14 protein-coding genes and 4 pseudogenes are annotated in these 20,080 nt (G+C 59.0%); 14 read left to right on the plus strand and 4 right to left on the minus strand.

What is annotated here, in order from left to right:
• Positions 1–620 (plus strand): annotated as a pseudogene (locus tag CK221_RS31305) (FAD-binding oxidoreductase); the annotation flags it as partial.
• A 551-nt stretch (positions 621–1,171) separates the two neighbouring features.
• Here CK221_RS31305 and pyrE read toward each other — a convergent pair.
• Positions 1,172–1,768, minus strand: coding sequence for an orotate phosphoribosyltransferase (gene pyrE, locus CK221_RS27770; protein WP_095780038.1), 597 nt, complete (start codon positions 1,766–1,768; stop codon positions 1,172–1,174).
• Positions 1,769–3,298: 1,530 nt separating this feature from the next.
• On the opposite strand from pyrE, the gene CK221_RS27780 reads away from it, so the two are divergent.
• The 13 genes and pseudogenes from CK221_RS27780 to CK221_RS27830 all read left to right on the plus strand — a co-directional run bounded on the left by CK221_RS27780 (position 3,299) and on the right by CK221_RS27830 (position 16,443).
• The gene (locus CK221_RS27780) at positions 3,299–4,582 is read left to right on the plus strand and encodes a SidA/IucD/PvdA family monooxygenase (protein ID WP_280952197.1); all 1,284 of its coding nucleotides are present in this window, start codon (positions 3,299–3,301) and stop codon (positions 4,580–4,582) included.
• Between the two features lie 313 nt (positions 4,583–4,895).
• A complete protein-coding gene (locus CK221_RS27785) occupies positions 4,896–6,878 on the plus strand; it encodes a class I tRNA ligase family protein (RefSeq protein WP_143749110.1) in 1,983 nt (660 codons plus the stop codon).
• Positions 6,879–7,241: 363 nt separating this feature from the next.
• Positions 7,242–7,625: a hypothetical protein gene (locus tag CK221_RS30015; RefSeq protein ID WP_143749111.1), complete on the plus strand. Its 384-nt coding sequence runs from the start codon at positions 7,242–7,244 to the stop codon at positions 7,623–7,625.
• A 22-nt stretch (positions 7,626–7,647) separates the two neighbouring features.
• Positions 7,648–8,802: a TlpA disulfide reductase family protein gene (locus CK221_RS27790; protein ID WP_179295218.1), complete on the plus strand. Its 1,155-nt coding sequence runs from the start codon at positions 7,648–7,650 to the stop codon at positions 8,800–8,802.
• An 807-nt stretch (positions 8,803–9,609) separates the two neighbouring features.
• Positions 9,610–9,812: pseudogene (locus CK221_RS27795) on the plus strand (CCE_0567 family metalloprotein).
• Positions 9,809–10,124 (plus strand): annotated as a pseudogene (gene fdxB / locus CK221_RS27800) (ferredoxin III, nif-specific). The pseudogenes CK221_RS27795 and fdxB overlap by 4 nt, the downstream one beginning before the upstream one ends.
• Positions 10,125–10,161: 37 nt before the next feature.
• Positions 10,162–10,482 carry an exopolysaccharide production repressor protein gene (locus CK221_RS27805; protein WP_095780041.1) on the plus strand — a complete coding sequence of 107 codons (321 nt, stop codon included), beginning with the start codon at positions 10,162–10,164 and terminating at the stop codon, positions 10,480–10,482.
• A gap of 63 nt (positions 10,483–10,545) precedes the next feature.
• Positions 10,546–10,833, plus strand: a pseudogene (locus CK221_RS30580) (ATP-binding protein); the annotation flags it as partial.
• Between the two features lie 1,491 nt (positions 10,834–12,324).
• On the plus strand, positions 12,325–12,849 hold the full coding sequence (locus CK221_RS27815; protein ID WP_245322532.1) for a hypothetical protein: 525 nt from the start codon (positions 12,325–12,327) through the stop codon (positions 12,847–12,849).
• Positions 12,850–12,880: 31 nt separating this feature from the next.
• Positions 12,881–13,546, plus strand: coding sequence for a hypothetical protein (locus tag CK221_RS27820; RefSeq protein WP_245430757.1), 666 nt, complete (start codon positions 12,881–12,883; stop codon positions 13,544–13,546).
• A 139-nt stretch (positions 13,547–13,685) separates the two neighbouring features.
• A complete protein-coding gene (locus tag CK221_RS30965; RefSeq protein WP_245430761.1) occupies positions 13,686–13,865 on the plus strand; it encodes a hypothetical protein in 180 nt (59 codons plus the stop codon).
• A 222-nt stretch (positions 13,866–14,087) separates the two neighbouring features.
• Positions 14,088–15,047 (plus strand): S8/S53 family peptidase, encoded by a 960-nt coding sequence (locus tag CK221_RS30465; protein ID WP_170950394.1) that lies wholly within the window; start codon positions 14,088–14,090, stop codon positions 15,045–15,047.
• A gap of 382 nt (positions 15,048–15,429) precedes the next feature.
• Positions 15,430–16,443, plus strand: coding sequence for a 1-aminocyclopropane-1-carboxylate deaminase (locus CK221_RS27830; protein ID WP_095780069.1), 1,014 nt, complete (start codon positions 15,430–15,432; stop codon positions 16,441–16,443).
• A gap of 1,837 nt (positions 16,444–18,280) precedes the next feature.
• On the opposite strand, the gene queC is transcribed toward CK221_RS27830, so the two are convergent.
• From queC to queE, 3 genes are read right to left on the minus strand one after another with little or no spacing between them, the layout of a single operon-like run.
• Positions 18,281–19,018 (minus strand): 7-cyano-7-deazaguanine synthase QueC, encoded by a 738-nt coding sequence (gene queC, locus CK221_RS27845; protein WP_095780045.1) that lies wholly within the window; start codon positions 19,016–19,018, stop codon positions 18,281–18,283.
• Positions 19,019–19,022: 4 nt separating this feature from the next.
• Positions 19,023–19,376: a 6-carboxytetrahydropterin synthase QueD gene (gene queD, locus CK221_RS27850; protein WP_095780046.1), complete on the minus strand. Its 354-nt coding sequence runs from the start codon at positions 19,374–19,376 to the stop codon at positions 19,023–19,025.
• Positions 19,373–20,008 (minus strand): 7-carboxy-7-deazaguanine synthase, encoded by a 636-nt coding sequence (gene queE, locus CK221_RS27855; protein ID WP_095780047.1) that lies wholly within the window; start codon positions 20,006–20,008, stop codon positions 19,373–19,375. The genes queD and queE overlap by 4 nt, the downstream gene beginning before the upstream one ends.
• Between the last annotated feature and the right edge of the window lie 72 nt (positions 20,009–20,080).

Consider the following 20,080-nt stretch of genomic DNA (forward strand, 5'->3'; position numbering starts at 1 on the left):
CAGGGCGACAGTGTTACCAGGGCAAAGCTCGACAATGGCGAGCGGCTCGACGCGGGCATCGTCGTCAACGCCGCCGGGCCGAATGCCGGCAAAGTTTCAGCAATGGCCGGACTGGCGCTGCCAGTGGAATCGCGCAAGCGCAATGTCTTTCTCTTCGAGGCGCGCGAGAAATATGACGACATGCCAATACTGGTCGATCCGACCGGCATCTAGTCAGACCGGAAGGCTCGGGCTACATCACCGGCGGGGCCGAATCGGAAGAGGGCGACGGCCCCGCCGACCCCAACGGTTTCGAGCCCGACTGGCCGCTGTTCGAAGAGATGATCTGGCCGGCGCTGGCGACCCCCATTCCCGCCTTCGAAGCCATTAAGCCGACGCGCGCGTGCCCTCACGACTACAACACGCTCGACCAGAACGCGGTGGTCGGGCCGGATGCGCAGGTCGACAACTTCCTCTTCGCCAACGGCTTTTCCGGCCACGGCCTGCAGCAGGCGCCGGCGGTCGGCAAGGCGCCGTCGGAGCTCATCGTGCATGGCAGCTATCGCACGATCGATTGCACGGCGTTCGGATATGAGCGCGTCGCGGAGGGGCGGGCGTTCAGGGAATTGAATGTGATCTAACACTGGCGGGACAGCACCTCCTCTGCCCTGCAGCATGATGCTGGGGAATGGGAACGCACCATGCTTGGGCACGAGGGCCCCGAGCCGACGCACATCGCGCCAATCGGCGTCGTCACGTTCGAGATTCAGCACCGGCTGCTCGGCGCTTTTACCGCGCATATGCGCCGGCATGCCGCTCGCGATTGCCGACGAGGGCTGCTCGTTCCACGAAAAAACGATCAGCGCGAGATTAATGGGCAACCTCGTCGGGACCGAAAAGAGCGCTAAACCGGGTTGCTAGATCAATCCAGGGTGCCGCGTCGCCTCTCTTTGAAGCTATTCGAACGACCGCCGCCAGATAGCCGGTAAAAGCCTTCAGTCTTAGGGCGCGTTGCTCTGAGAGGTAGTCAATAGCGTCAACCCGCTGGTGAACGGCAGCGAGCATATGTTGCACCAAAAGGAGGGAGGATGGGCAAGGGCAATCACTCTTGTTCGCGAGGCGCCTGCACTCGCTGCAAAGCGGCGGAATGTCCTCCAAGGCTAGGTCGCCGGAAAGACGTTGTACGAGATTGTCAGTGGCGTTCCACAAATTCGCTCGCGTGCAGTACGGAGTGCAGCGTGACGCCATGTTGGGCTAGCAGGGCCGTAGCTCCCTCGTCACGGTCCACGAGGCAAGCAGCGTCACCCACAATGCCGCCGACGCGGCGAACCTCTTCAATCGCCTTCAATATCGACTTGCCGCTTGTGGCAACGTCGTCAACGATTAGGACCACTTTTCCCTGAAGATCTTCTTTAGGCCCAAGACCTTCAATCACATCCCTTGTGCCATGGGCCTTTGGAGCCTTGCGAACGAAGATCGTGTTTATGGGATTGTTCATCACCGAGCTGACAGCCGCCATCGATCCGATTACGGGGACCGCTCCCATTTCAAGTCCGCCGACGTACTCTGCTTTCACTTGCATAGCTATTTTTAGGAACTCAAGAGCGGCAAGTTGCGCGCCTCGCGCCACCATCATGGTAGGCTTCATATTGAAATAGATGTCGCTCTCTATGCCCGACGAGAGCGTGTAGCGTCCGAATCGAAAAGAGCGCTCACGGACAATCTCGCGGAGTTCGTCCTTGTCGTGTTGGCCGGAATCAACTGGTCTGAATTTCGCCAGTGCCGCCATAGATCAGACCTCGCCCCTAGGGAAAATTTGGGTGCGGCATGCACCTAGTCACTACCGCTATGTGGCTTATGCAAGTGTTCGCGGGGAGTGTCAATTAATGTCAATACCGGTGCGACCGTTTCGCGCAGATTTTTCCATTATCATTATTGGGTGCCTAAAGCGTGATCACGGGCCTCGCCACGGTTGGGGAGCCTTGGCTACCCTTGCCCCGATCTCAGCCAGACACGAGTTTTCTCGACGCGCGCCGTCTCTTTAAGGATTTGCGCGCTTTCATCCTCGTCCCCTCGAGTCCGCCTCGCTCGGCTCCGTTGCGCCAGCTTCTTAACCAGGTTGCACATTTCGGCCGCCGTGTCGGCCCCCTTGTGGTACGATTGGGCAAGGCCGCGCTTTTTGTGCAACCTCCTCGTAAGGCGGTAAAGTTCGAGCCGGCGAGAATTTCGTTCATCGCACCGCGGCGCAAGTTGGCTCGCTTCGTCTGACGACCGATCAGCAGGTCCAACCTCGATTGGCCCGAAACAACGTTGTCTTTTTGGATCAGCGCCTGGTTATTCCTGCGTTCGCGGCCCAACCCTTCAACACTTCGCCTTCCCAAAATATCTCCTTGCGGACCCGCCTGGGGCAGCCTCCACAAAGCTGCGGATCGAATGCGTCTCGCTGGTCACACGAGCACCGTCAGGCTCGTGGTGCTGCAGGATGTGGCACACGGCCTCGACATAGTGTGACCGCCTTTAGCTGGGTTCTGCGTCTCAAAATCCGGATCTCTTCTCAATCTTCCGCAAGACGGGAGAGACCTCGTGGGACCCCGGCTTCCAAAGGCGCCTTTTCAGATTTCGGCCGCGAGAAGGGCAAGAGCCTTTTACCGCGCCACAGTCCGTGAACCTGGGTTGCTGGCCGTCCTGAGAGAAAATTCCGATGCGGAGCTGCCCGATTAACTAGCGGCTCATGGCAAGAGGACGGCGACGCGGCAAATCGGCCACCGGCGCAAGGTTTCCCGCCTCATTGTCGGATACCCGACAGGATCACAAACCCGCTAACCGTTGCTTCCATGAAAGTTTCCTTCTGGCACGTTTGATGCGGGGGATCTTCCGAAAAACATCAGCGGATGCCCTCCTATGAGCAGGCTCAATGTCGCCGCATTCGAGACCGCGCCCTCGCCGATCCCCAAGTCGGTCGAAGGAAGGCGTACCATTGTGGAGGCGGGCGGCTTTGCCGATTGAAACACGGAACAAGCCTCGAAAGCATGTCGCTGACCGAAACGCGATCATCGAAGCGGGCGGAGATACGTCGATCCCGTCCACGCCCACAAGTCGTGGACATAAGTGTCGATCGCATCACTTGGCCGGGATCCATGTGGGCTTCATACCCGACCATACGAAAGCGGGGACAAAATCCAGCAAATCCAGCGGCACCGAAGTCGAGATCGTCCGCGTGGAGACTGAAGCCGATGGCCAGAGCCGATATTCCTCGCGAACATCGCCTAGTTGGGAAGCACCTAAAGGAGCAAGACAAGTGGAGCTCTCTTGCATTGGAGTGGGAGCTGGGCCGTCGAATTTGAGCCTGGCGTGCCAGATGCACGAGCAAATGGGGCAAGGGGCACTGTTCCTGGATCGGCAAGTCCACTTCCGCTGGCACCCAGGCAGCGCATTCGATTCCTCGGAGCTCCAGGTCAGCCACTTCAAGGATTTGGTCACGCTGGTGAACCCGCGATCAGCCTACACTTTCGTGAACTACCTCCATGAGAACGGGCGTCTGTACCACTTCCTGAATGCACACTTCGAAGCCGTGCTCAGAGCTGAGTTCGAGCAATACCTGAACTGGGCCTTCCACAAGAACCCGCTTGTCCGCGGCGGCGAGACCGTGCGCGAAATCCGCTTTGACGGCGAGTTTCGGGTGCGCACCGATAGGGCGGTTCTCGGTGCCAGAAACGTCGTGGTCGGCATTGGCAAGCAGGCGCATATTCCGCGTCAGTTTCAGGGCTGGATTGGACGCAACCTGTTCCACTCATCTGAATTGCTGCACATCCATCCTGAGGTGCACAATAGCCATGTCTGCGTGGTCGGCGGCGGACAGTCCGGAGCCGAGGTGCTGTTGCACCTTGTTGGCCTGCCAAAAGGACGGCGGCCTGTCTCGATAACCTGGGTCTCACAGCGGGAAAACTTCCTTCCCATCGACAACAGCCCGTTCACAAACGAGTTGTTCATGCCCTTCTTTTCGGATCGTTTGGCGTCAATGCGCGAGTCGCAGCGCAAGCTGTTCCTGCGGCGCTTCGTGCTTGCTTCGGACGGCGTTGCGGAAAGCACGTTGCGCGCGATCTATCAGGCGCTTTACCGCCACGCGTTTCTAGAGCCAAACCGATGCGAAATCACTCTGCGGCCGGGCTGCACTGTCTCGCACTGCATCAACGCCGGCGCGGGCCACAGACTCACCCTGCAGCACGGCATGGAGGAGTCCGAAGACGTCACGGCCGACATCGTCATCCTGGCCACCGGGTACGAGAACGCGGTGCCAGGCTTCTTGGAACCGATCGCGAACCGGCTTGAAAAGATCGACAATGAATTGGCTATTCGCGAAGATTTTTCGGTGTGCTGGGACGGACCGTGTGACAGCCGCATCTTCGTACAGAACGCGAGCCTAGGGCAGCGTGGGCTGGCTGATCCGAATCTAAGCCTGCTGGCCTGGCGAGCGCGTCGCATCCTCGACAGCCTTCTGGGGCGCGCGCCGCGCGCCAACCCCGAGCATCCCGGCTTCATCGGCCCTACCTCAGTCGAGTGCTGGTCCGACACCGTTGCAGAAGAAATGGGCAGCGGGATATGACCGGCCGACTGCGGATCCTTGGCGGTGGCATCCAAGGAACGATCGACCGCCAAAAATGCGCGGAGCATTGCGTTCTGATTTGTGGCTACTGGAGTATCGCAGCCCCGTTACGACGCGTCGGCACGTCGGATAGAGGTAGCCACCGGCGTCCAAATTCCTACTGGCGCGCAGTCTTAGCCCGCCCCGGCTAAAGCCGGATTGTTCTCGCGGGGGCCGCCAACCGGTCCGGGCTGCCGCCTCTCTTCGCAACTTGCAGCAGAGGCTGTTGCGTTCGCAGCCGAAGATACCACTGCTTCAACGGCTGAGCTTCGTCATGCGCAAATACAGGTTTTCTCGAACGGAGCTGTCGCGTGCGTTCGGTATCGACATAGCCACGCTTGGAACGGGAAGCGCGGGCACCGGGTTTTCATTCGGCAAGGTGGCACCAGGGGTCACATCCGAGCCTCATCGGCACGACGAAATCGAGGCCTTCGTAGTCCTGTCTGGGGCGGGCAAGGTCAGGACCGACCTTGGGGAAATCCCGGTCAAAGCCGGCGACGTCGTTCTGTTCCACCCCTTTGAAGCGCATGTGCTGTGCAATGATGGGGATGAAGACCTAGATTTCGTCGATGTCTACTGGCGCGACGGCAAGGCCGCCCTCGAAGCTGCTGCACAGGTCACGACTCCCCGCAGGCCAATCTTCGTCTTCTCCACGCCGCCGACGCCCAGTGGCGATCTGCAGCTGGGGCATCTTTCAGGCCCGTATTTTGGCGCCGACGTGTACACGCGTTTCCTGCGCATGACTGGGGCCGAAGCCTACCACCTGACTGGGAGCGACGATCACCAGAGCTACGTCGCCACGCGTGCCGATGCCGATCAATCGACGCCCGCAAAGGTGGCGCGCCACTACGCCGACGAGCTCAGAGCCACGCTTGCGCTTCTCGACTGTGAGGTCCACAGCTTCCTGCCCACGTTGGGGGACGACGATTACGCAGAGTTTCAAGCCACGTGTTTCCGCACTCTTCTGAGCAGCACGGCGGTAGATCTGCGCCAGAGCCCTGCGCTATTTGATGCAGTGACAGGCGATTACCTTTACGAACCGGATGTAAGCGGCCTCTGCCCCGATTGCGGCAGCTCGGCTGGTGGCAAAATCTGCGAGGAATGCGGCGCGCCGAACCTATGTCACGACTTGGGTAGGGCCGGGTCGCGGCACTCGGTCGAGGCGCCGATGGTCGGCTCCGTGCGTCGCGCCGAACTTGCGCTGCATCGATGCTACGACGAGATCGACCGGCATTTAAGAGCGTCGGGCGCTCCCGCTCGGATTTTGGATCTCTTCGCGCGTGTACGCCAACGCGGCGACTTTTGGGTGCCCATCACCCGCCCCTCGGACTGGGCCCTGCCGGCCGAAGGGCTCCCGGGGCAGGTGATGTGGGTTTGGCCGGAGATGGCTTTCGGAATCCTTTACAACATCCAGGCGCTAGCTCGCTTGCTGGGGCGCGACTGGAATGCGGCGATGCCCAGCAATGACTGGCAGATTGTCCATTTCTTCGGCTTCGACAATTCCTTCTACCATGCGCTACTTTATCCCGCGCTTTACGCTGAGGTGTTCTCCCGCTGGACGCCGCGTATCCGGTATCATGTGAACGAGTTCTATCTGCTCGACGGCCAGAAGTTCTCTACCAGCCGTGGCCATGCGGTCTGGGGCAAAGAGGTTCTGGGCCCAAAGACAGTCGACGCCGTGCGTCTTCATTTGGGCCTGACACGCCCGGAAGGTGAGGGGACGAACTTCACACTGGACGCGTTACGCCGCACCGAGCACGAGGTGTTCCAAGGGACCTGGCTGAAATGGCTTGATGCGCTTCACCGGGAAATCCAGCAGGACTTTAGCGGCTGTGTGCCCGACGCAGGCGACTGGGGTCCCGCAGATCGCGCTTTCTTTACTCGGATAGAGTTCCATCGCGCGGCGATGGAACGCGCCTATTCGGATGATGGCTTCTCGGTCCGGCGCGCGGCCGCGCAGGCCTGCGATTTCGTGCGCGATTGCCTGATCTACCGTCAGGCGCAAGACTACGAAGCGGCGCGACGTCTCTATCCCGCCCGCACCCGGACCTCGCTCGCGCTTCAGGCTACAGCCGCTGCGATCCTGGCGCAGACACTCGCACCGCTGATGCCCCGATTTGCCAGCATGCTTGCGAGAGGCATCGGCGTCTCAACCGAAAAATGGCCTGCCTCCGTCCGGCGCCTTCCGCCAGGGACAATCTTTGATATCCGACCCGTACTGGGGTTCTACGGGAGCCGACAATCCTTTGCTCAATGAACCGAAGGCCTATAGCCCATCCGAATCTTGACGAGATCTGCGCGGCATAAGCCGACATCTCTACGGGCCGCCACCAGACAATTGAGACCAGACTGGCCCAGCTCGACCCTCCGATTCAGCGAAGCGGGCGCGAATGCCCGCAACAGCGGGTGGTCTACGCAAGAAACCTGCAATGCTTCCAAAGCTCTTTCACGAAATATCGGCTGGTGAATGCGGGATCAGCCGTCTCGCGAAACATCATAAGCGGTAACGGCGGCGGCTCGCAGTCTACGCGCTGGGCCTCACCGCCTCACCGACCCGGCCCAAGAAGGAGGCTCAGCCATCAGCAGGCCAGGACGCAGTGGCTGCAGGCGGGAGCCGGTCGTGGAGATCGCCGGCGCATTTTCGACCGGCCCCGAAATGATGCTGTTAGACGGGCCGACGCCGAACATTGCCCCAGGCGAGACAGCCAAGCTGTCTTCGGTTCTCAAGCGTGAAGCATCAGTGACGCGTGTCGAAAACCAGACAGCGGCAGGAACCATGTCGGGTTCAAAACAATCGACCGCCTTCTACGCCCAAAGGTTTTCCGAGCTAACCACACACTTACGCTCACTAAGCGGGCTGGCACGACCATTGCTGGTTGAGATGCGGCAACAATGGGTGAGGACTAGCCGCATGCGAACGCGCAAGACGAGTGCTGGTCACCGAACCGGTTTCTTCCATTTCTCAGAGGAGAACCGGCTCGTCAGAAACGCCCGAAAGGTGTGAGAATAGAGCTTTGGAGAACAATATGGTGTTGCATAAGGAGTCCCCGGCTCCTCCGATCAAAGTGGACGACTGGCTGCGTGGCGAGCCCCTCGCCAACTTTCACCCCGGCAAGGTGTACCTCCTAGAATTTTGGGCGACTTGGTGCGGACCCTGTGTGGCGGTGATGCCCCATCTGACGCAGTTGCAGGAGAAGTATCAAGACAGCGGATTTGAGGTCATCGGAGTCGCAGCTGGGGAAAAGGGCCCGACCGCGGAGGAGACGCGGACTAGCTTGGATGCTTGGCTGACAGAGAGGTTCCCGAATCTGAATTATCGCATCGCGTTCGATTACACAGGCGAAATGAATAGACTATGGATGGAACCCAGTTCATCTCTCGGGATTCCCGCCTCGTTCTTAGTCGACCGCGACGGCCTCATCGCTTTCATAGGACATCCGGCGGAACTCGATGACGTTTTGCCAAAGGTTCTCAACGGCAGTTGGCGCAACAGCGATGAAGCTCAACGCGCCGATGCAAGGCGGATCGCTACTAACCAATCCAAGGCACGCGAGCTAGCACTGACCCGACCGATTTACGCCAAGCTTCACCCGGCGATGCAGGCCGAGGATTGGACGGCGGCGGTCTCGGCCATCGAAGAAGGCCTCGCCTTAGTGCCCGATTATATCGGGTTCCGGGAAACGCACGCGAATCTACTGCTTCACAAGCTGCGCGACATGCAGACCGGCTTGCCCGTCATGCGCCAGTTGGTCGAGGACGCCATCGACAAAAAATTCGATGCCGTCTCTTGGATGGTCATGGCCCTGAACCAACTCTTCGATCCCGCGATTGACAACTCACATATCCCCCGTGCTGAACGCTTCGCGATGGGCGACGAGCTCTCGGAACAGATACTGACACTGAATCCCCCATACGGCGAGGGGCCTCTTAAATTCCGGTGGTACGTCCCGGTCGCTCAGTATTATTACGAGAGCGGCAACAAGGGTCGAGCAATCGAGTTGATCGAGGTGGCGCTGAAATCTCTGGGGAATCCAGGGATGATGCCGGACCATATCAAACAATACTACCTTACCGCATTGCTCCAAGCCCTGGCCAACTACACGGGTGAGAACGCATGCTCCGGGGATCTTTGCGTGGTTCCGCAAAACACGGCCGCTGAAAATCAAAGCGCAGTCGCCTGAGAGCGAAGAGACGACAAGTGAAAAAGAACCCTGGTCAATCCGCCAATTTCTGCAGCGCGCCCGCGGCAAGTATGTCCAGGCAGCACAGGGTTGGATCGTTTGCTCAACGTCAAGGCTCGAACCTGAGTACCTCTCACCGGATCGGCGCGGAAGAGATGCCCGAGCCGACTTGGGCCTATCGGAAGACGTCACGACCCGGGACGTGGTCAGCCCAGGGGAAGGCATCGACGTGGGATCCGCCCCGGCCAGGTCGGACGTCGGCTGCGCAACCGGGCCCGGGGTCGGCGAACCCGAAAGCAGAAATCGAGCACGGAAATCGAGGAAACCAAATGTCGCACGCGGCGCATCGCCCTGCCGTCAAAAGGACGGCGAGGCTCTCGCCCGCCCGTCCGCCTCCCGCGGTTAATCCGTGCTCGCCTTCAATGGCTCATGCCAAGAAATCGGACACCGGGTTGCTGGCCAATTTCATCATCATCAAGGAACTGCAGCGGAATATCCGATCATTGGCGATCCGGATCCGGTCGCGCTGGGCGGCTCGGCATGTTTTAGACCGTAGTGGAGCTTGAGATCGAGGAGCGCTCAGACGTGATGACATAGTCAACAACCGAAATGAAGACGACCGGTGCTCTTGGCGCGTGCTTTTCACGGTCGGGCAGTTCGTCGGTCTGTCGAGGCATCTATCGGTTCGGCTTCGAGAATCTCCGGAAACTCGTGGCTACCGCGGCGAAACTGGTCGGCGATGCGACTGCAGCTATTGCCTACCGGGACGTGGCGCGGCGTGAAGAAACCGATTTTCGAGGAAGGATCATGTCAAATCTGGATGAGATGACGAAAAAAGTCCGAAAGCTTCAACTGCGCGCGACAATCGCCAGGACGAATTTGGGCGACCTTGCCGAGGATCTCCCGGTCAAATGGATTGAGATAGAGGATGTCGCCGAGAGAAAGCACGCCGTTTACGGCGAGCTGGATGGTGCAGGAGAGAGCTCGCCAAAATGAAGACTTTGCGATGAGGAGCACATTCATCAGCCGCGACGGCTCCTTATGGGTGCCGCAATACCTGACAGCTATAGATGGCAAGATCTGTATTGGCTGCGGCCGCTGTTTCAAGGTCTGCTCGCGAGAGGTCATGCATCTTTAGCGTCAATGACGCGGGTGAAATCCTCGGCGCCTGCGACGGCAGTGACGACGATTTCGATGGTGAGCTCAATCGCATGGTCATGGTTGTCGACCATGCCGGCCGCTGCATTGGCTGCGGAGCCTGCAGCCGCGTCTGCCCAAAGAACTGCCAGACCCATGTCGCGGCCGACCAGATCGCAGCATGAGCTGCATGATTGACGAGACGAAATCAGGAGAACGGCATTGCGCTTCATCACCTTTTGTCGGCTCGCCGGGCTGGTCCTGTGCGGCAGCGCTATGACGGTTTACTTCGCCTCGCATTCGTTCCGTCTAGCAGTGATCACGACGCTGGGCTGTTCGCTACTTCTTCAGCTGGGCTATTTCGCAAGTGTGCTCTTTCTGATTTGGCGATCCAGCTGCGCGGGCAAAGCCCGGCAAGGGGCTGAGCTTTTCGATAGGTTCCAGGAGGTTCGGTGCCAGTCGGGCGACGATGAGCATATAAATGAAACTCAAGATGTGCCACAGCGCAATCAAACGCTCGGCATATCGCTGCTCCTCCCTTGAGGCGCCGCAACAAGATCAGAGCTCCGATTCGTCACTTTGTTTCAAGTTGATTATCGAGGTCAGGAGCACCGAAACGGCAAGCAGGGACGCATCGCTGACTACCTCGCCCACCGTCGTCGTCCTCGACGATTCGACTATGTCCCCTTCACCCGCAGCGGCGGGCAGTTTCTCTTCCATTTCATCAGTACGAACGCACATCCATCATCGTCACCACCGACCTGGCATTCGGCGAATGACCGAGTTCTTTGCCAGCGACGCAAAGATGACACGGCGCTGCTCGACCGCCTCACCCATCACTGCGAGATCATAGAGCCGGAAACGAACCCTGGTCGCCTGACAAACCGCGCCTGACGCGCCCACCGCCCAAACAATCCGCGCTCGCCGGGCTGCGCAACCCGACCAGCTCCGCCCGGCGATCGCTCCTCGTCGCGCTTATGCAAGCGGGGCTATTAAGTCGACGCCGATCAGGGTCAAAGTTCGGCGCCGATTGGCAGGTCTCTGCTACCGTGCGTCCCAGAACAGCTGTCCGCATCCTCGTCGACATCGCCGTACCGCCATTCGAGCCCTCCGCATTGCCATGTCGTGCGACGGCCCTGCTGTCGCCCGCTCGCCATCTCAGGCGAGGAATCTTTCACCCTATTTACCTCCGAGGCGACCTGACCCGCGATGCTTCCGAAGCCCGCCTGAGGTGCACTCGAGTGCCTCAATCCTCTAAGTCTGGGCCAAGCCGGAAAAACGCGTGTAACCTTCGTTCTTCGTGCGCTCGCGGCTTACTTGCTGGGCGTCACATCGCGAGATCCCCGGAGTACTGATTGGCCCACGGCGCGTCCATACCGATCGTGGCGATCGCGATCAACTGCCCGACCGCATTCGCCGCGCCATCTCTCGGGGCCGCACGCTGTCTCTTGAAGAAGATACAGACAGCTCCTCTTTAAAAGCGACATCCGCCCTGCCGTCAGCCGGCGAACAGTTCGGGTCTAAAACCTGTCACCACCAATTCGCCTGGTCGAAATGGCAGCGAACGATTTTGCGGGTGCGCTCTGGTTCAGACGTAGGTCGATGCCGAGATCACGTTCGGCATTGTCCGATAGCCGACAATGTCGGGTACGCAACGTGAGGAAGCTGGCCCTCGGGGTGTTTTTTAGGCGCTTTTGGCTTGGCACAGTAAATGCTCGCTATTGCGCAAAACGCTCGGATTGAGTGGTCCCACCGCGACGAAAGTCGCTAGCTTACGCCACCTCCCAAGGCGAACCCGGCCCGGCAGAGAGCTCCGTCTCTGCCGGGCATGCCAAATTTGGGCGGCGCAATTTCCGGGCTGAAGAGGATTGCGTCGAATGGAAAATGAAGGCCTTTCGAGGGCTCTCAGATGCATGGCCGGAGCGAGAAGGGAGTGTTGGCCCATGGGGGTGGGTTATGTTCAGCGTGTTCGTCGACATCCGACAATTGGGCCGGCTTTGTCGGTTTGACGACACAGCCTTGGTTGGCCGGCATCTTGGACGTTTTTGTCTAAGCCGCTGAAAACAATCCTACAATCTTTTCCGTTCCACCGTCACCCGGATTGGCATGAATTGCGCTTAATTCCCTTGAGAGGACGGGAGCTGCTTGCCAGGGAAGAGCGAAGAGATGGCTCGGCAAAATTGAAGGACGGGAGATCACAGATTTGTTGCGAATGAATACGTTGCCCGCTGGCGGCCATGCGTCTGGGGCTAGAGCATCCGGATGGGTTGAAGATGCGGCGAGGGACTGCAGTACGCGTCCCGATCCCACATGAATTGCTGTCGGGCCCAACAATGGGCGTTGCAGGTGTGCGTACGGTTCGGGGCCGGTTACGTCTTGTTCGTGATGGCATTCTTCGTCAGCGATATGACTGCGAACGGACAGGAGACCAGCCTTGTCGGCATTTACCAGGGTTCGGAGCTAACCGCGGCCGCCAACCATCTGGGACGAGGCGGATACGAGCTGTCGGACGGTACCAAAGTGTCTTTCGACAAATGGTACCATAGCAAATGGATCGACATGCGATTTGAAATGTTGACACAACTGTCGGATGATTTCGGTCTCCTGTGGGGCGCGAGCACCGGCCAACGTGCCGAAAAGGTCCGAATCGAGCCAAGTGTGAAACTCGGCTTTATTCTGCAAAAGCGACCGACGCTGTCCACCACGCTTTCTCTCACCGTCACTTCGATTTTGGGCGGGAACCTGACTGAACGACCTTGCACGGCTGACTATGGCGCCATCGGCGGCTTCCAGACAGTGAATTGCCGGCTGGCCGCCTCGCAACTCCGACCTGCGGACACGTTGAAATATATGGCAAACATAAATCCAAGCCGATTGAAACTCGATCTCCGGTTCACAGGTAAGTTCTAGCAATAGTGAAAGGCATGCGGGGTACGTTTCGTTGATGAAGAACAATCCAGACAGGAAGTCTATTGTGCACAAAACACAATTGTTCCCGGTAGGTCTCGTTGCCAGTTTTTTCATGTGCCTGCTGACGGCACCCAGTTTTGCTGGCGATCTCGATGCGAGGGTCAGCGGCAACGGGAGGGCCGGAAGGCCAACCACGGAAAGCAGCAGCGTAGGCTGCCCACAAAATGCCGATGGCACCTTTTCCTGGATGAGCCCGGATATTGGTGAAGCATGGGCATCGGGCTATACCGGTTCCGGCGTATCGGTGACCGTCATGGACGACTTCACGGGACAGCCATTTGATGCAGATCTCGGTCGCGGTCGGCAGACGCGACATGGAGATTGGGTCGCTGAAATTGCCGGCATGGTCGCCCCTGGCGCAAACATATTCAAGTATGGCTATCTCGAGCGGTCTTCGATCGGGCTGCAGGACGGCCTCAATATCATCAATGCGAGCCACCACATCATAGAGCCACTGAGCCAGCATCCGCGCGAGCAGGCGATTGTCGATGCCGCCTGGGCAGGCACTCCCATCGGCACAAAGAGTGCCGGCAACCGCAGCAACGAGGTAGGTAGGCCCCACGAGGGGCATTTCGATGGACTAACCCTCGGGCTGATCGGGGCGCCATCGGCAATTCGTGGGTGCGCTCGACCATAATGGCACTCCCGGCAACAAGACGCGGCTGGCCAGATACTCGAATTATCCCGGCTCAAACCCCGAGGTGCGGAACCAGTTCCTAACCCTGGGTGTCGAGGGTGACAAAACTGGCCTATACGGCACGTCTCATGCGGCACCTGTGGTTGCAGGCTATGCCGCCATCCTCGGGAGCAAGTTCACGTCCGCAACTCCGACACAGGTGACTAATCAGCTGCTGGATACAGCCAGGACCGATACGCTCGTCGACTACAATCCGGCGACTTATGGCCGCGGCGAAGCCAGCCTTTCGAGGGCGCTGGCACCCGTTTCGATTCACTAGACTGCCACCCTACCCTCATGCGTCCGAACGTGGGTGGATCGCGGCGCCCAGGCGGTGAATTGCCGTCCGTGGCGTCGCTGCTCCGGCCGGCGGACACATTCAAATACCTGGCGAACGCTCATCTGAACCTGCTGAACATCGGTCTTTGGTTCCGAGGTCGTTCTACCCAATGGTGAAATGCTTCGTCTTGTTGATGAAGAACAGTTCAAACAGGAGAGTTGAATGCAGATAAAGCGATTGTTGCCGGTGGCGTACCTTGCCAGTCTTGTCCTATGGACGTCGGCACCACCCGGTTTCGCCGATGACCTCCAATCCAGGCTCGCCGGCGATGGCGGGGCTGCGAGGCCAACCATGGACGGCAGCAGCTCGCGTTGCCCACAAAATGCCGACGGCACCTTTTGCTGGATGAGCCCGGACGTCGGCGCAGCATGGGCCTCGGGCTATAATGGGTCTGGCGTGTCGGTAACTATCATAGATGACTTCACCGGTAACATGGGACAGGTGGGGGATCTCGGCCATGGCTCCCAATGGCGGCGACATGGGCAGTGGGTCGCTCAAGCAGCCGGCATGGTCGCGCCTGGCGCAAACATAACCGAGCTTGACTATTCGGAACAAGTTCCGCTCACGCTGAAGCAGGGCCTCAATGTCATTAATCTGAGCTATGGCCTTGAGGAACCAGTGAGCGGGTACCGGCTTGAGCAGTCGATTGTCGATGCGGCTCGGGCGGGTGCTGCGGTCTTCACAAAGGCAGCCGGCAACGGGTCCGTAGCGGTAGATACCCTTGCCGATGGGGATATTGATTTCCTTGCTCTCGACCTGATTGGGAAGCAATCGGCAATCTTTGTGGGTGCGCTAGAGCGCAATGGCACTCCCGAAAACCAGACAAGGCTCGCCTCCTATTCGAATTACGCCGGTTCAGATTCGGAGGTGCAGAACCACTTCCTGACGGTGGGTGTCGAGAGCGACAAGACTGGCCTAACCGGAACGTCTGTCGCGGCATCTGTGGTTGCAGGCTATGCCGCCATCCTTGGCAGCAAATTCACGTCCGCAACACCGACACAGATCACCAATCAGCTGCTGGATACAGCCAGAACCGACACGCTCGTCAACTATGATGCGGCGACTTACGGACGCGGGGAGGCCAGCCTTTCGAGGGCATTGGCACCCGTCGTGATCAGGTAGACGAGCACTTCGATTGAGCAGCTGAAACTTCTGTGAGGCGTTGAGCGCCACAAAATCGCCTCGCAGAAATTCGGCTCGGCAACTGGGCGGTTACTGCCGGTCCAATCACAAAAAAGAAGCCATTGCTTTTTATCGAAGTCTGTTGATTTGGCGGTCTGGCTGCGCTCAGGTGCCGACCGGGTGCCGTCGGTTTCCTGGGTGATGGTCGGCTCACCCGCAGCATGCCGACATGTGGATCGCTTCGTCTCAGTCGCAAGGAAAGCGCTGGAAATCCCCAAGGCTCGGATGGGGGGTCGAAGAGCGCGGCCGACCAATCCCAGCAGCGCTTATGAGACGAGTTTTGCGTGGCTATTTCACCTGAATGATCATCGCCGGAGGAAATATGCTGGAAAAATTCGAGCGTTACCCGCTCACCTTTGGACCCACACCCATCGAGAAGCTCGACCGGCTCGGCGAGCATCTGGGCGGTAACGTGGAGATCTATGCCAAACGCGAGGACTGCAACTCCGGTCTGGCGTTCGGCGGAAACAAGCTCCGCAAGCTCGAATACATTATCCCCGACGCGATCGCATCGGATGCCGATACCCTTGTCACCATCGGTGGCGTGCAGTCCAACCACACGCGCATGGTCGCTGCCGTTGCCGCCAAGATCGGCATGAAATGTCTTCTGGTTCAGGAGAGCTGGGTTCCGCATGAGGATGTCGCCTACGACCGGGTCGGCAACATTCTCTTAAGCCGCATCTTGGGAGCAGAGGTGCGCTTGGTCGACGAGGGCTTTGACATCGGCAGTCGCCATAGTTGGGAAAAGGCGCTCTATGAGGTCAAGGCGAGGGGCGGCAGACCTTATGCGATACCAGCGGGCGCATCTGTTCACCCGAATGGCGGACTCGGCTATGTCGGGTTCGCCGAGGAGGTGCGCGCCCAGGAGAAACAGCTTGGGTTTGCCTTCGACTACATCGTCGTTTGCACTGTCACCGGTTCAACACATGCCGGCATGATCGTCGGGTTCGCCGAGGACGGTCGACGGCGCAACGTGATTGGTATCGATGCCTCCGCCACGCCTACAAAGACAAAGGCGCAGGTGCTTCGTATTGCCCAACATACAGCGAGGCTCGTTGAGCTGGGAACGGACCTCGTCGAGGACGACGTGGTGTTGCTCGAAGACTATGCGTATCCGCGTTATGGCATTCCGTCCGAGGAAACGAAGGAGGCAATCCGCCTGTGCGCTCGGCTCGAGGGCATGATTACCGATCCGGTTTATGAGGGAAAATCCATGCAAGGGATGATTGACCTCGTCCAGAGAGATTTCTTTCCAGGGGGATCGCGCGTCCTCTATGTCCACCTCGGCGGCGCGCCGGCGATCAACGGTTACGGCTATACCTTTCGCAACGGCTGACGCTCGACAGGTCTCGACGTGCCGTGTCTGCCGTGACAGCGCTGCGCCAAGCTTGTCCGATTGCAGTTGGAAACCCTGTGGGCTGATAACTGCCGCCACGACGTGGTGGTCGTGGCGCTGGCACGCTTACCACTTTTTGCTTGTGCTCAATGTGGGCTGGAGCCGCATAAGAGACAGCAGACATGGCCGTTTAATTTTTTTTGTCATTTAGCGGATGCGGCAATGATCGCCATGAATTTGATAAATTGCAAACCACGAAACTGTCGCGCAGGCGTTGAAGCATCTACTTGATCAGGTACCGAAGCTGTGGCCAAGCGTGCTCGAGTTGGTCGTGCTCGGCGAGCACATCGCCGGACACCCTGGCGCGGAGGTGAACCGGGCCAGCATGGGCGGGGGAAGAGGGGTCCCCCGCGAGCGTGAGAACAGGCAGGTCGATATCCGGCTTAACGGCTTAACGAGGGGTTGCTAATAGCTATTGCGAGCGAACAGACCGTCGTCCCTTCATCTGTCTTGACCGAAACGGCGCGTTCAGCCGGCGCGCGTGACCTTCGAGCAGATTCGTCCATCTGGCGCTCTTTTGGCACTCGGCGGAGCAGGGTTTGGGGCTACGACTTCACCGAGCCGCTCTGTGGCAGGGGCGCGCGAGCGGAGGCGACGATGAGGTCGAGTTGTCCCCCGATCGCCTCTAAGTAGCTCTCCGTGTCGACAGCACAAATATCGGCCATGCTCATCCCTCTTCGAGACCCAAGGTGATCTTAGAGTCGGAGACAATCTCTGCCTGAGCCTTCCCAGCCGCACGGCGCGGCTCGCCGAAGCTCTCGACCTTCGTCCTCTAACTCTTCGAAGCATGCCTCGACACGCTCCCGACACTCCACAGCGAGGCTGCGATCACGTCAAGCTTGCGTTCCATCATTTTCTTCTCCTTCTTCGCCTGGCGGCTGAGATCTCCCCCTGATAGCGTTTGTTCTATGGTGTGCTGATTTTGGCCCCGAACGGGAACTCGTATCGGGCCAATGCCATCACCCGCGCGCTCATCCGCGACGGCCGGCGCGGCCGCTTCTTCGACGCGACAACGACCGCACTGCTCTCCATCTCCCGCATTATTGCGAGATTATCGAAATCGGACATGAATCCTGGCGCTTCAAGAACCGCGGCTGATCCCCACACTAGTCCAAGACGATCCGCGCTCGCCGGGCTTCGCAACCCGGACCAGCTCCGCCCAGCGAGCGCTAAGCGCGAGGCGCTGCAGTCAATTTTAGTCGGGGATATTCGCTGCGGCCAAGCAAGAGGGATACCTTCTCAAAGCGAAACTGGCTTATTATCGGTGTAGCACGGCCAAGGTGCTCTTTGGGCGCATTTGCAGGGCGCGATTGACAAATCGTTTGGGACGAGGTGGGCCAGAGAGCGATATCCGCAACATCGCTTCGCCGCAGGAGCCTGCCCCCGCCCGGCTTACGCAGGCGCCGGCATGATTGCCGATGCGGTCGTCATTCGTCGCTTCAATGGTGCGGCCATGCTGGTTATGGACGTGTATCGACGATCTCCACATATCAGCAGGGTGGAGCATCAACCGCCTCTCGTCGAAACAGCACAACCTCTCCTTTTCTCGGCAGTACGCTCCACGCTCAATGCGACCGGGATCAAGAATAACGATCGCAGTCTGCTCGCCATGGTGCTGCCAAAACAGCGCCACGCGATCGGCGAAGATCATCAAGGTCGATGGTATGGGACAGCCCTTCGAAACGGCATCGAAGGCGCGTACCTGGTCGTGCTGAACACCACAAGAGGAGGAAACGATCTATGGAACAGTTGCCACCGTCGGTCTGGAACCGGGCGCTCACGTCAATTCATGGGAGGCCAAGGGTCCTTCTTTGGAGGATCGGAATTGCTCCCATCCTGCTGCGCGAAGATTACACTCGAAGCAGGTCCCGCAACCGAAACCCCAGCTATGTCGATGCTCGCGGTCTCCGCTATAGCAGGTGTGACTTTCTTCGCAGATGAGCTTCACCAGCGGCTCGCCGCCCAGCGAATCCGCCAGCGCCCAGGTCTGCGCCTTGTCCAGCCGCATAAGGGGTGTGTGAATGACGAAACGCGTCTCCATACCAAGGTTCAGGGCAAGTTGCATCGCTTTAACTGCGTCATTTCGACAATCCGGGTAGCCGAAACGATCCATCTCGGACACGCCGATCACGAGGTGTTTTGCGCCGATCCGGTAAGCTATCGCGGCCGCAAAGCCGAGGAACAGAAGGTTGCGGCCAGGCACGAAGGTATTCGCTAGGCCGTTCGCGTTCACTGCGAACTCGACGTCGCGCGTGAGCGCGGTATCACTGATTTGGCCGAGCACGGTCATGTCAATCATGTGGTCCTCGCCTAGTCGTCCACCCCAGGCCGGAAAGTCTTTTCGAATGCGCCCGAGCAGGTATGGCCGCACATCGAGCTCGATCCGGTGCTGCTGTCCATAGTCGAAACCGATTGTCTCGACGCGCTCGAAGTTCTCCAGCGCCCAGGTCAGGCAGGTTGTCGAATCCTGCCCGCCGGAGAAAAGCACGAGTGCGGTTCCCGAATCTCGTTGCATCAGGTCAACCCTCGTATTCAGCCCAGCACAGTGGCGTCTCATAGACCGTTACCGAGCACATCTGGCCAATAAGCGGCTTGGTTTGGTTCCAGATCCAGACCGCAATGTTTTCCGCGGTCGGATTTTCGAGACCCTCAATCTCATTCAGATACTGATGGTCGAGACGTTGCAAAAGCGGTCCGAACACAGCCTCAACATCGAAGAAATCGATGACAAAGCCCGTGTCTGGATCGACAGGCCCTTCCAGACGCAGTTCCACACGGTATGAGTGGCCATGCAAGCGGTGACAGCGGTGGGTCTCTGGCACACGCGGAAGACGGTGCGCTGCCTCGAAGGTGAACACTTGCGTAATTTTCATGGGATCCCGAGAAGCTTGTGGGTTTGCAGGCTCAAGCGCCAACGTGGGTTGGCAAGACAATAGGCCACTGCGGCGGCCGTGTTCGCATCGCGCCCTGGCCCGTCCATTGGCTGAAGCAAAAGGTGCTCAAACGAGAGAACTTCGAAATGTTCGGGCTCGGCGCCAATCTGAGGGTATACAAGCTTTAGCTCGTCCCCTGCCGTGACCACGAGGCGTGCATTGCATTTCGGACTGACGCACAGCCAGTCGATGCCGGCGAGCGTGGGAATGGTTCCGTTGGTCTCAACGGCAATCTCAAACGCCACGGAATGCAGCGCTTCCAGGAGTTGTTTATCGATCTGGAGGAGGGGTTCTCCTCCGGTGAGCACGACAAGACGCTGCCCAGCTCCCGACCCGCGCCAGGCTTGCTCGACCGCCAACGCAAGCTCCCGTGCGGTGGCAAAATGTCCGCCACCGGGGCCATCTACCCCAGCGAAATCAGTGTCGCAGAATCCGCAGAATGCTCTTTCCCGGTCGCCTTCACGTCCCGACCAAAGGTTACAGCCGGCGAAACGACAAAATACGGCAGCCCGCCCGGCATTTCGTCCTTCACCTTGAAGAGTGTAGAAAATTTCCTTGACCGCATATGACATTGCTTAGGCGGCCCTCGAGTGAGCAATGGAACATCTCTGCCGGCTTCTGAGACGCGGCAAAAGGTGGGAGAT

Source organism: Mesorhizobium sp. WSM3868, from assembly GCF_002294785.1.
GTDB lineage: Bacteria > Pseudomonadota > Alphaproteobacteria > Rhizobiales > Rhizobiaceae > Mesorhizobium.

Coding starts and splice junctions, on each gene's coding strand:
- pyrE (WP_095780038.1), bottom strand. CDS start 1,768: ATGGCGGCACTGGCGAAATTCAGACCAGTTGATTCCGGCCAACACGAC.
- CK221_RS27785 (WP_143749110.1), top strand. CDS start 4,896: ATGCGCAAATACAGGTTTTCTCGAACGGAGCTGTCGCGTGCGTTCGGT.
- CK221_RS27790 (WP_179295218.1), top strand. CDS start 7,648: ATGGTGTTGCATAAGGAGTCCCCGGCTCCTCCGATCAAAGTGGACGAC.
- CK221_RS27815 (WP_245322532.1), top strand. CDS start 12,325: ATGGCATTCTTCGTCAGCGATATGACTGCGAACGGACAGGAGACCAGC.
- CK221_RS30465 (WP_170950394.1), top strand. CDS start 14,088: ATGCAGATAAAGCGATTGTTGCCGGTGGCGTACCTTGCCAGTCTTGTC.
- CK221_RS27830 (WP_095780069.1), top strand. CDS start 15,430: ATGCTGGAAAAATTCGAGCGTTACCCGCTCACCTTTGGACCCACACCC.
- queC (WP_095780045.1), bottom strand. CDS start 19,018: ATGCAACGAGATTCGGGAACCGCACTCGTGCTTTTCTCCGGCGGGCAG.
- queD (WP_095780046.1), bottom strand. CDS start 19,376: ATGAAAATTACGCAAGTGTTCACCTTCGAGGCAGCGCACCGTCTTCCG.
- queE (WP_095780047.1), bottom strand. CDS start 20,008: ATGTCATATGCGGTCAAGGAAATTTTCTACACTCTTCAAGGTGAAGGA.